The sequence below is a fragment of the Proteus sp. G4380 genome (genome assembly GCF_963885725.1).
GTDB classification, from domain to species: domain Bacteria; phylum Pseudomonadota; class Gammaproteobacteria; order Enterobacterales; family Enterobacteriaceae; genus Proteus; species Proteus mirabilis.
In genome coordinates this window covers 1-12,725 of record NZ_CAWPAV010000113.1, presented here as the reverse complement: position 1 = coordinate 12,725, position 12,725 = coordinate 1, and the positions used below count along the sequence as shown (strand labels likewise).

5 protein-coding genes are annotated in these 12,725 nt (G+C 32.0%); 1 reads left to right on the top strand and 4 read right to left on the bottom strand.

The genetic code is table 11. The features are described 5' to 3' along the window. Positions 1–263: 263 nt before the first annotated feature. The 3 genes from mog to tal form a co-directional block, all read right to left on the bottom strand. The gene (gene mog / locus AACU98_RS10185) at positions 264–851 is read right to left on the bottom strand and encodes a molybdopterin adenylyltransferase (RefSeq protein WP_004245215.1); all 588 of its coding nucleotides are present in this window, start codon (positions 849–851) and stop codon (positions 264–266) included. A gap of 161 nt (positions 852–1,012) precedes the next feature. After that, on the bottom strand, positions 1,013–1,996 hold the full coding sequence (locus AACU98_RS10180) for an SEL1-like repeat protein (protein WP_004245216.1): 984 nt from the start codon (positions 1,994–1,996) through the stop codon (positions 1,013–1,015). Between the two features lie 184 nt (positions 1,997–2,180). After that, the gene (gene tal, locus AACU98_RS10175; protein WP_004248961.1) at positions 2,181–3,134 is read right to left on the bottom strand and encodes a transaldolase; all 954 of its coding nucleotides are present in this window, start codon (positions 3,132–3,134) and stop codon (positions 2,181–2,183) included. 302 nt (positions 3,135–3,436) lie between these two features. Here tal and yaaA point away from each other — a divergent pair, with 302 nt between their 5' ends. Next, positions 3,437–4,222 (top strand): peroxide stress protein YaaA, encoded by a 786-nt coding sequence (yaaA, locus tag AACU98_RS10170; RefSeq protein WP_004248959.1) that lies wholly within the window; start codon positions 3,437–3,439, stop codon positions 4,220–4,222. Positions 4,223–4,305: 83 nt separating this feature from the next. Here the strand turns inward: yaaA and AACU98_RS10165 are convergent, their stop codons facing one another. Beyond that, the gene (locus AACU98_RS10165) at positions 4,306–12,636 is read right to left on the bottom strand and encodes a calcium-binding protein (RefSeq protein WP_161734745.1); all 8,331 of its coding nucleotides are present in this window, start codon (positions 12,634–12,636) and stop codon (positions 4,306–4,308) included. Positions 12,637–12,725 lie beyond the last annotated feature (89 nt).

The window sequence follows — 12,725 nt, the reverse complement described above, 5'->3', positions numbered from 1 at the left end:
ATCAATAGGTTATGATAAATATTGTCTTTAACCCATTATGATGATGTAAAACAACAGCGATAATCCATTAATATAAAAAATAACTAATTGAAATATAACAGTTTCAATCAATTATTACACAAAGTGGGTTATCTCAATGATCAATAAATCATCAACAGAAGCATCACTCATAGGTAAAAATAGCAGGTTGTTCTTATTTAATCTTATTAGGGCAAAACGTACTCACATTCAATATTAATAACAAAAACAACCGATGCAATGTATTAAGCAGATGTAGAACGGCGTGCTGATTTAGGTCTAAAGGCAACCACAATTTCTTCGTTAGTTTCGATATAAGGGCCATCCAATAATTGAATACAATAAGGAACACTGGCAAAAATACCACTGACAATCACCTGTCCCTCACTGTCTTTTAATCCCTCTAATGTCTCTGCGATCGCTTTAGGCTGTCCCGGTAAATTTAAAATTAAGGCTTGATTACGAATAACTCCCACTTGACGAGATAAAATCGCCGTAGGAACAAATTTCAAACTGATTTGGCGCATTTGCTCACCGAAGCCTGGCATCTCTCTATCAGCAATCGCCAATGTTGCATCAGGCGTAACATCACGACGAGCAGGCCCTGTGCCTCCCGTTGTTAAAACCAAGTGACATCCTGCTTCATCAACCAGTTCACATAATGTTTGTTCAATCATCAGTTGCTCATCGGGGATCAAACGTGATTCGATATGAAAAGGGGTTGTGATTGCTTTTTTTAGCCAAGCTTCTAAAGCGGGCAGGCCTTTATCTTCATAAACACCACTGGATGCACGATCAGAAACAGAAACCAGTCCTATACGTAATTCATTCATATCAACCTCAAATTAATCAATAACTGCCAATTAGCGTGCTGATATTAACACGAGAACACGGGTGAATTAAAAACAATCTCAGTAAAAGCTATTATGTTATTTTAGCTATAAAAAAACGGGAGTTTTATACTCCCGTTTTTTATCACATTAATGATTTAATCTTAGTCATCAAGATATTTAGCAATATAAGAAGCAGCTAAAAGCTTAGCTTCTGCTAATTGAGCAGCATTGAGGGCACGGGCGGTTCGTTTTAGCATAGCCTCATCACCTTCACCATTTTCTACAGCAACAGCAAACCATGCATAGGCTTCTTTCAAGTTACGTTTAACCCCTTTGCCATAATAATAGTTTATTGCAAGGTTATTTTGTGCCAAGCCATTACCTTGTAGCGCAGCTTTTTTATACCATTCATTCGCTTTACGTTGATCTTTTGCTACACCATCACCTTCGTCATACATCACACCAAGGTTATTTTGCGCATCTCGATTACCTTGATTTGCCGCTTTGGTATACCAGAATACCGCTTTGCTACCATCACGCTCGACCCCTTCGCCTTCATCGTAAGAGACAGCTAAGTTGTATTGTGCATCAGCATGACCTTGCTCTGCGGCTTTAGTGTACCAAGTCACCGCTTTTTCATGATCTTGTTCGATACCGATACCTTCATCATATGAAATCGCTAAATTATACTGCGCATCGCTATCACCTTGTTCACCGGCTTTTGTATACCAATATACTGCTTTTTCATGATCTTGCTCTACACCATCCCCTTCATCAAAAGAGACGGCCAAATTGTATTGTGCTAAAGAGAGTCCCTGAACAGCCGCTTTGTTATACCAATAAACCGCTTTTTCAGCATCACGCTCAATATCATCATTCATATCATACATTAACGCTAAATTTAATTGCGCTTCTGCATGACCTTGTTCAGCCGCTTTTGTGTACCACTCCAATGCTTTTTGTGTATTTTGTTCTACACCTTCGCCACCTTCATATTTAACACCAAGTTGATACTGAGAAGCGGCATTCCCTTCTTCCGCACTTTTTTCAATCGCAGGTAAAGAGAAGGCTGTTTTATCTTCTGACATAGCAACGCTACTAAAAAAGAGCGATGCCAGTACTGTTGCCAAAACCATCTTTTTCATAATTCACCAATAATAAATAGGATGTTTTTAATAATTAATTTCTATAATTATTACCGGATAAATTATTTATTCAAATCAATTTAATCTTAAAATTATTTTAAATATTATTTTGCAATAAAAAAAAAGACAACCCCCCCCTATTTAAAGTGGGTGTTGTCAGTTTTTATAAGAATTAAACGCCAGATTATAATAAATCTGCAATCATTTTCTCTAATTTTTCCTGATCAACCGCAAATTTACGAATACCATCAGATAATTTATCAACGGCCATTGGATCAGCATTATGTTGCCAATAAAATTCAGCTTCAGTGATTGGCGCAGGACGTGATTTAACTTCACCATTAAAGGATAGTTTATGCTCTACTTCACCTTGTGCTTCTGATAACTCTTTTAATAACGCAGGAGAAATAGTTAGGCGATCACAACCTGCTAATTCTAAAATTTCACCAATATTACGGAAGCTAGCTCCCATAACGACGGTGTTATAACCATGCTCTTTATAGTAGTTATAAATTTCAGTTACAGAAATAACACCTGGATCTTCTGCTGGTGCAAACTCTTTTTTATCTGTATTGGCTTTATACCAATCCATAATACGGCCAACGAATGGAGAGATCAGGTATACACCAGCTTCTGCACATGCACGAGCTTGAGCAAAAGAGAACAGTAAAGTTAGGTTACAGTTGATACCTTCTTTTTCTAATTGCTCAGCTGCACGAATCCCCTGCCATGTAGAAGCAAGTTTAATCAGGATACGATCGTTGCTAATACCCGCTTCGTTATACAGTTTAATTAAACGACGCGCTTTGACGATACAGGCTTCGGTATCATAAGAAAGACGTGCGTCAACTTCTGTTGAAATACGACCTGGGATCAGTTTTAAGATTTCTAAACCGATATTGACAGCAAGTTTATCACACGCATCAACGATTTGTTGCTCGCGAGAATCGCTTTGTGAACGCGCCCATTCAATCGCTTCATCGATTAATTTACGATATTCAGGAATTTGGGCTGCATTTAAAATTAAAGAAGGGTTGGTAGTTGCGTCTTGAGGTTGATACAGTTTCATTGCTGCAATGTCACCTGTATCAGCTACAACTGTAGTCAGTTTACGCAAAGAAGTTAATTTGTTGGTCATTTTGTTTATCTCATCTACTAGGTAAATCTGTTTGCAGTCACCTGCGGATATCTATTGATAATAACATGGACTGCTCACACTACAAGATGCTTAGATTCATCGAAAGCAATTATTTGAATGCCAAACGATTTCGCAAAACAAAAGTAGCAAAAAACAGAATAACAACTCAGGCTGAATCGTTTAATATGTCTATTTTATGGCACATTGGTGAAAGTATTGTTTTTTCCTATTATTATGATTTAACTTATCTACCAAACAATTTGCTATAGTAGAACTAAATCAAAATAACTATTGAGGGAATTATGCTAATTACTATTTCACCAGCTAAAACACTGGATTTCGAATCGCCTTTAGCAACAACGCAGTTCACCCAGCCTGAATTGCTAAAATATTCCCAACAACTTATTACAGAATGTCGAAAACTGTCGTCCAGTGATATCGCAAGCTTAATGAAAATCAGTGATAAATTGGCAGGACTAAATGCGGCTCGCTTTGGTGAATGGCAACCTGACTTTACACCCGATAATGCGCGACAAGCCATTTTAGCGTTCAAAGGTGATGTTTATACCGGAATGCAAGCCGCTGAACTTTTCACAGATGACGACTTTCAATTTGCACAACAGCATTTACGTATCCTTTCCGGTTTATATGGCGTATTGCGCCCACTCGATTTAATGCAACCTTACCGCTTAGAGATGGGCATAAAACTGAACAATAAAAAAGGCAGTGATCTATACCAGTTTTGGGGTAACATAATTACTGAAAAGTTAAATAACGCCCTTGAAGCTCAAGGGGATAATATCTTGGTTAATTTAGCCTCTGATGAATATTTTAAATCAGTCAACCCAAAAAAACTCAATGCGGAAATTATTAAACCTGTTTTTCTTGATGAGAAAAATGGCAAATATAAAGTGATTAGTTTTTATGCTAAAAAAGCAAGAGGTTTAATGAGCCGTTTTATTATTCAAGAAAGATTAAGTGATAAGGCACAACTTAAAGAATTTAATCTAGAGGGTTATCAATTTAATGCCGCCGAGTCTGAAGGCAATACCCTTGTCTTTAAACGTGCAGAACATTTAGCAAAATAAGCCTCATTTTTTGCTATCAAATGATAGTAATTCATAAAAATAGCCCTGAAACTAGGGCTATTTTTATTGGGTCACAAGGGAAATTATAAATGCTTAACGACCACAGCTAAAGGCGACCAGTTTGATGAGGGAATAACATCACTGCCTTGCATCGTCGATAGTTGTTGCTGATTAAATTGAGCCATTTGTTGAATAATTGTCGCAAGCGCTCGTGGTGACAATATTTGCTGCTTTTCCACAACCTTCACCGTATTATTTTCAGCTTTCCCTACCCTTGTTGTTTTAACCGTTAAAATAAACTGATTATCGGTAGTTCGGTACTGCCAATCTTCACCTACTTGGGAAGATATTAACTTTTCATGCTCAGATAACCCTAATACAAAAATATGGCTCATTTCACCTTCATCATACACCGTCACTTCACTATGACGTTTTTGTACTATATAAACATTATTACCACTTCCTCCACTTAGATAATCATTCCCTGAGGTTGAAATAAACAGATCATGTCCACTTCCGCCATTAAGATTATCATTACCTTCCCCAGCAATTAAAATATGGTGCCCTTCATTGACAACAATATGATCATCACCTTTACCCCCATCAATCACTGAGCTACTTTGATTATGATTAACAACAATATCATCACCATCCATTAATTCTATCATTGGTAATAAATCTATGGCTTGAGAGAATATATCTTGTGATCTGTTTGAAAATAGTTTATTGAGAGACAAAATAGAATTAACAGGTTGATTATCATTAACGGCAATATCATCTCTCAGTAATTCTGTTACCTTTAATGAATGAGGCTCTAGTGTTTGAGTGGATATAATACGCTGTAATTGCGTTGAACGTGATGATAGTTCTTCTCTACGAAAATACTTAGGATACAATGATAATGCCTCTTTATTTAAACGTAGGGAGGGTGGGATCATCAGAACATCACTTTGATGACTCAACCTAACATCCAAAGTGATAGTGGGGATCAGTAAACGCTGACCGCTGTCTGGCTTAGGCAAATGAAAAACTCGATTATCTTTATCAATAAATTGAAGTGTCATTCCTGAGTTAAAAATAGCACTAACACTTTCCGTATCGAAAACAAGTTTAATATGAGCATCAAGATTATAGCGATGAGATAAAACGCCATCACTAAACATCAAATCAAATCCACTCACATCGGATAAAAAGAAATGACTAGTACAATCAGATGTTAATTGTTTATCATTATCACTCAGAGAAATAATGATCTTTTCATTTCTATTTTTAGCTAGCAATGAGCTTATTTGATAATTGTCATAACCGCGACTCAGTTTAATTGATGAATGAGCCGCAATTCCAGCATAATGATTATTTTCGCTATTACCCTGTAGATTAAGCTTTAAATATTCTCCAGAAGAGAAACCACTGTATTGCAACTCAGGTAATAATTGAATAAGTTTAGTTTTATTGTCAGATTGAATAGACAATGCGTGTTTATCGTCATTAACAGAAAGCTGTTGTAGCTTCTCTTGCTGATTATACTTTTCTAAATAACTAAAGTTATATGATACCTCTCTTGGTTGATTATTATTTTCATTAATAGTAAGTATAAAACCATCCATAGTCACAATGGTATATCGATGGGCTAATAATTGACTATTTTTATCTTGGTATACATGACTTAATGCAATTAAATGCTCGATAAATTGATCAGGATCTTTATCATTACCAACTTTAAGCGTAAAAACAATATCTGTTTCACGACGAGAAATAGCAGCAATTTCATCAAAAGTATAATTTAACTGGATAAGACTAGCTTCTGTATGCGTCTCTTCATCAATAATAGTTTCAAGTTGTTTAACATTATTATCTGTATTTGATGCTCTTAGAATAGTATAACTATCATTCCCTGCCCCTCCTTGTGCATAACCTTCCCGTAATACCAGCGTATCATCTCCAGCTAATCCATATAATGAATCTACTCCTCCCATGCCATTTAAATAGTTATTTTTTTGGTCACCATAAATAATATCATTACCTATTTCACTGCCTACTACATTTTCAATACTCTCTAAATAGGCAATAACGGGTTGTCTTTGTAGTGTTATATTAGGCATTGTATCCGCTAATTTATGGGTATAGATTTGTCCTTGCTCTTGAAAGATAAAAAGTCTGGCATGAAAACTCTGGCTATTGGATTTATTTTCTCCCCCGATAAATTTAATATAATTTTTAGATAGATTAACTTCATACCCTATATATTTTTTTTCTGTCTGAATAATACGTAATGTATCATTACCTTCTCTACCATAAAAACGGCTGGCATAACGAGGAGATTCAGAAGTGAACACATTAAAGGTGTCATCTTTTTCTCCTCCACTTAATCGTTTAGTCCCATTATGAACATCAAATATATTTTGTGTTATTAATGGTGCAGCAATAATATCATCCCCATTATAAGTATTAAAATAAAATAGCTCATTCTCACGCCAACTTGGCTCAAAATATTTTTTTTCAGCTGTTGATTTAATTAAATCATCTGTTAATTCTCCTGATGATAAATTTTGCCATGTTTTTTCTTTTGTTGTTCTTATTTTATCAAAAAAAGAGATATCCACCTCATCCTCAAAAACAGGATTATCATCTTCAAATGCAAAATTAATCGTATAACGATTTAATTGATTAACATAAAAATCCATATCAAAAATGAGAATTTCATCTGTTGCGATGGCTTCTTTAGGAACATAGTATTTATATTCCGTTCTTTCGACACTAAGATAATGAGAAAGCGCAGCTATCTTTTCTGCTTCTTCTTTACTTAAATTTTTCGCCACTCGTTGTACAACAATTTCTCCAAACGGATTAAGTATATTATCTAATGTTTTCCCCAATATACGAGGGATCACTTTATAATAATGATGTTCTTCATAAAATTGTTTCTCATTCGAATAAAAATAATAACTGTGAGGCTCCTGTTTTTTTATTTCTTTAAGATGTTCTTGCGCATTTTGGTCAATCATGGTTTCTAACTGTGATTTTGTCTCTAAATAGACGATTTCATTCTTTTTGCTTGGTAAGATATCCCCCATTAAAAATGCATAAAAACCATTATTAAGTTCTTCTAGTGGTGTAAATCCTATTTTTTCTTTCGTTTCTTCTATCAGTCTTGCGGCATTATAAATTGAAATGGCTAAGGCGATAACAGCTCCCGCGACAATACCAATAGGCCCCGCGACCGTAGAGCCAGCAAGCATTGCGATAGAAACCCCCAAAGTGACCAATCCGGAGACTATAGCTAAAGAGCCATTTACAATATAGTCAATCCGTCGTTTTTCATTTTTTTCTACTGAGATACGGCTAAAGTTATCGTAGATATTATAGATATCAAATCCAATAGACAGGATATTAAGCCCGATACCTATTCGAGTGCTGGTTTTACTAATATACTCCAAAGGATTATTACGGTACTTTAATAATCCTTTAGCTAAAGCGATTTCAATGAATTCAGATAAGCCATTATAGGCCATTTCTGACCATGTTATGGCAAGATTATTGATGGTCTCTCTATGCTCTTGAGGGGTTAATAGCGGATTATTAAGTTGCTCAGCAAGCATAAAGGTTGAATTAATTGATTGCCATATACCGAAGCTAATATTAGCGTAACCAATTTTACTGATAACTCTCATATGTCTGGGAATTTTTAATGAAGGTATTCTTAAATTTTCCCAATCTTGCTGATTATACTGTTTACTACCTAATGCTATTATTTTCATTAATCTTTCATGAGCCGCGACATAATCAGCTCTACTGGACATATGAGAAAGAAAATATTTAATTTTATCTTGTTTGTTATTTAATAGATAACGTAATAATGCAATAACTTCTTTATCTTTTTCATTGCCCGTCACAGATAAAAAATAATCATTAAGATGCTGAGGATCAAAAGTAATTTTTTTATCCCAGTTCTCTATCTGATTAAGATCTATCGCATCGATACTTTCACCATTTATCTTTGCACCTAAATAACAGAGTAATCTTTTGTCAATGACAAGATTATTAATTTCTACTTTAGAAGAAATGGTAGAGCTATCTTCACTTGTGGCTAAGTTAACTTCGCCTTTAAATTCATTGAGTTTATTTAATGCTTCTGTCGGCGATAAAGCGCTAATCTCTTCATCAGACTGACTGATAACAGCGAGTTTTTTTAAATTATTTATGGTCTCTTTATAGAGTTCAAAGCTTGAAATTATGTTCAATAATACTCGTGATAAAATACCTTTATTACCCTCATCAAAAAAAGCATTAAGCCTATTTTTAGATAGTTCACTTAAATTATCTATTAAGTGAGGAGTATCATAAATTGCATGAATAATTTCAATAACTTGATACGTTCTTTCCGTTAAACTATAATTCCCATAGTCTTTATTAGTTATTTCTTGCCACTGTTCAAAGTTCGTTCCATCCATTAAAAATTGGTTAAATTCTTTATTAACAGAGGGATCATAAAGTGATTGAATTAAATTCCTTTTTATTAAACTATTATCTGACGTATTAAATATTGCCGATAATTCAACAAAATATTTCTCAATTGCATTATCAATAAGTAAATCGTGATTTATTATTTTATCACTGAACTCTGCAAGTTTTTCTTTATGATATTTAAGGTTAATTTGATCGACTTTCCTAATAATTGCACCTAATTGAGCATAATTGATCTGATAGCGATTTAACTGAATGTAATTTAAAATATCAGCAATGGTCATATTGTCAGAATAGTCAGGAAAAATAGTGCTAATCTCATTCTGATAACCTAACTTAAACTCTTGATTATCTCTATAATTAGTGTAATTGTGTGAGACGAATTGATAGATTTCTGCAGCATAGTTTTTATTTTCAATATCTACTCTTTGCCTATTAGACATTGTATTAGGCTCATTAGGTACTGTTTCAGTAAGTAGCGTATTAGATGCACCTGTATCAGCAAGTAAAGGGTGACCAATAAACTGACTTTCAGTCGTCGGTTTTACCATAATGTATTCATTTTCAAGTATAAGACTGTTATCCGTCACAGTATAAATAGGCATATTTAGCCGCTGAGCAATCCCTTCAATAAATAAATGACCACTTTGATAACTAAATAAAGTCTCCTTATTGGCAAAAACAATTGTTCTTTCACCAACAAATTGATGTTGTAAAATAACATTTTGTAGTGATTCAACACGGCTTTTCTGCTTAACAAGCGCATTGGTGGCAGGAAAGTATTCTTCATTTCCAGCAGCAATCACTCTTATTTCATGTTTTAAACAATAATCAAGAAAACGGCCTATTTCTGGTTTATCTTTTAAGTATTGTGTTAATTGTTCACTTTTTACACCATTATAGAAATAAATGACGATATCATCTTGATAAACGCCACTAATGCTTTCAATAATAATATTATCTACAAAATCTCTAGTAATAAAATTATTATCAACAAATAAAAAATCAAAATTTTCTTTACTTTCATTAAATAACAGATAACTACCATCTATTTCATTTTTGTTCTGATTAAATGACTTTTCTAGTAGGGTAAGAGGATCATTTTCATTAATATAAAAATTACTAGGATAATAGCCATGGTTTCGCTCCTGATAATTATTATTAAAATAACTTTCTAATTGTGCTATTTCATGAATAATCACTCTATTATTAAACTGATGATTGCTAAAAAACTCAAGATATAAATCACGATAACTACCTGTATTATCTATTTTTTTTATAGAATCAATTTCATCTTCAATCAAATGAAGAAGCTTATTAACATACTTGTTGTTTCTATATTCTGATAATCTTTGATAAGTTACTTTTAAGTGCAGTCTATTTTCATCATCTAAAAGAAAAATATTTTTTATTTCAGAAATATCAATACCATCAATAATTTCTTTTAACGCTTTATAATTATTTTTAAAATTAATCGTATAATCATAACCAACAACCCCGACATTTCTATTTTTATCTAATATTAAAAAAGGGTTATCAATAATTTGCTCATAAATAAAATTACTAATTCCAGTATAACCTTCATTGATTTCATTAACCATCATTCGATAAAAAATTGCTGCTACTAGGCTATTTTTTTGTGCTAATGCAATTAACTTTTCCTTTCCATAAAGGAGATCGCCATAGAATAATTTATCTTCTATTTTCTGTTTCACTTGATTCAGGATATCAACAAGAGAAATATTTTCATTGTTTTGATTAAATAGTATAATTTCATCAATTATAGAAAAACTGGCTGTTATTTTATCAAAATAAATATTCCCCCTTAGTGTATCAATTAATGAAACAATTTTATTCAATGAAAATGATTTTTTACCATTTAATAAATAACTATTAATCTTAATTAAATCTCGATAATAAACATCATTAAATTCCAGATATCCTTTTGGCTTACTCATTTTTTGATGTGCATTAAATTCAGTAAATTGAATATCAATACCATCACTATTGCTCATTATAATTACTTTACTGGATTTATTATTCTCAAGAATTTTATCTAAATTATTTTTAACTAAAAATATTCCCTCATCAACAAAAACATTTTTGACCACAACTTCAACTAATTTACTATTTATTTTAAGTTCTAAAATGAGATCACGCTGTTCACTGTAATGAATAACTCGTCCAACAACACCATCTTTAAAAGGCAATGAAAAACCAATTTTTTTTATATTTTCAGCAATACCTTTATGTAACTCGATTTCATTTTGATCCCATAAACTACGATATTTTGTTGTAGGATTTATTTTATATTCATCAATTATAAAATATTCTTTTCCATCAGCTTTATTTAGAGTATAAGAGCCCATTGTTTTTATTAAAGCGTCTTTTATTGATTCTATATTAGAAAATTCCGTCAATTCAGAATTAGAATCAAATAGCGTAAATTTATAATGATTATTAGAATATCTCTTATAAGCAAGAGCAATGGCATGCGTTTTAAATGCAATAATCGCATAATATTCATTATAATATTGCATTATATATTCTAAGTGATAATTTATTTGTGAGAGACTACTTTCTAGCCTATTTGCATTCGATGCTTTCAAGCCATTTTCTGCTAAAATTTTTCGGTATTCGGTCGCCTTTGTTAAATCAAAAATTGTATAATTTATTTTTTCATATATTCTCTCCATTTGAAAAATCTGTGCGAATTTAATTTCCTTGATCTCTTTAATCAATTTTAATACTTCATATTCTTGTACACTATCAAATATAATTTTTTCAAGCTTATCAGATATCTTTTCTTTTTTGTCCTTGTAAAGGTTAATATTTTCCTTTAGCCAATGTAAATATTTATCCCCTCCTTCTATACCATTATTTCTAACCTCCAATAAATATTTCAAACTTATTCCATAACATACTCCTGAAAGTGGATCAAAATGGCTAAAATTATAATTATTTTCAGCTGAAGCGACAAGATTAATTCTTCCCATTATCTTTTCTAATGGTATTAATAAATCAGAAGTTTGTGAAAAATATTTAACGGATTTATCTTTCATTTTAGTAAAGAACCAATCCTTATCTAATTTATAAAGTAAATGTTCACCATTTTCTTTTAGCTGACGATGTTTAGCTACGGCAATCAAGAATGCTTCATCAATATTATTAAGATATATATGGAGTATTTTTTCTGAGTTTTCATTAGAGTCTCTAACAATAAAAATATTTTTATATGAATAACTATCTATTAATTCAATAGTTAAATGACTATCAATATGTACCTGTTTTTTTGCCTTAATATCATTAATAACTTCGGCATAAATATCTTTAGGTGTTACTTGCCAATATTTATCGAGAGTAAAGAAATTAAAATATTCGTTCTTAGCGTAAAATCGGTAAGATATAGAGTTATCAGAAACACTGTTTTTAACCATTTGATTAATAGTATGAATAAGGTCATCTTTTTTAGAAAAGAATTCCACTGTACCTTCAAAGTCAATGATTTTAAATAATTGATTGGTATTATCTATCTGTATAAATAAGTTTTTATTTTCTATTTTTAAGTGAAAAAATCCTGATGGGTAATGCTGAAATACTGAATTAATACGTGTTTTATTTAGCTTTTGATAATTTTTGTTTGTAAGATAAGAATTATTAACAAATAAATTCTCTATACTTGCATTAATCTCTTTTACAATAAAATCAATCGCTTTAGTAAATTTATCCCGATTATAAAGAGATAAATTACTTTCTATTTTTATTAGAAAGTCATTAGCAGCATATTCATTTTTATAAGTAAGAATATAAATATAATTCTCAATTAAAACACGTCTTACTGAATCAATATTAAAAGGTAATTCAACACTATGCTCTTTAATATATTTCACTATTTCTAGTGTAATTCTTTCAATATCATCATTGATATTAACTTTCTTAAATCTACCCATAGTCTACCTCTTTATTGTTAATTACATTAAGAGATAAAAACTAGTGTAATTCTCCTTAGCATTAAATGATTATTTTCTTATTTTTATTT

Coding starts and splice junctions, on each gene's coding strand:
- mog (WP_004245215.1), bottom strand. CDS start 851: ATGAATGAATTACGTATAGGACTGGTTTCTGTTTCTGATCGTGCATCC.
- AACU98_RS10180 (WP_004245216.1), bottom strand. CDS start 1,996: ATGAAAAAGATGGTTTTGGCAACAGTACTGGCATCGCTCTTTTTTAGT.
- tal (WP_004248961.1), bottom strand. CDS start 3,134: ATGACCAACAAATTAACTTCTTTGCGTAAACTGACTACAGTTGTAGCT.
- yaaA (WP_004248959.1), top strand. CDS start 3,437: ATGCTAATTACTATTTCACCAGCTAAAACACTGGATTTCGAATCGCCT.
- AACU98_RS10165 (WP_161734745.1), bottom strand. CDS start 12,636: ATGGGTAGATTTAAGAAAGTTAATATCAATGATGATATTGAAAGAATT.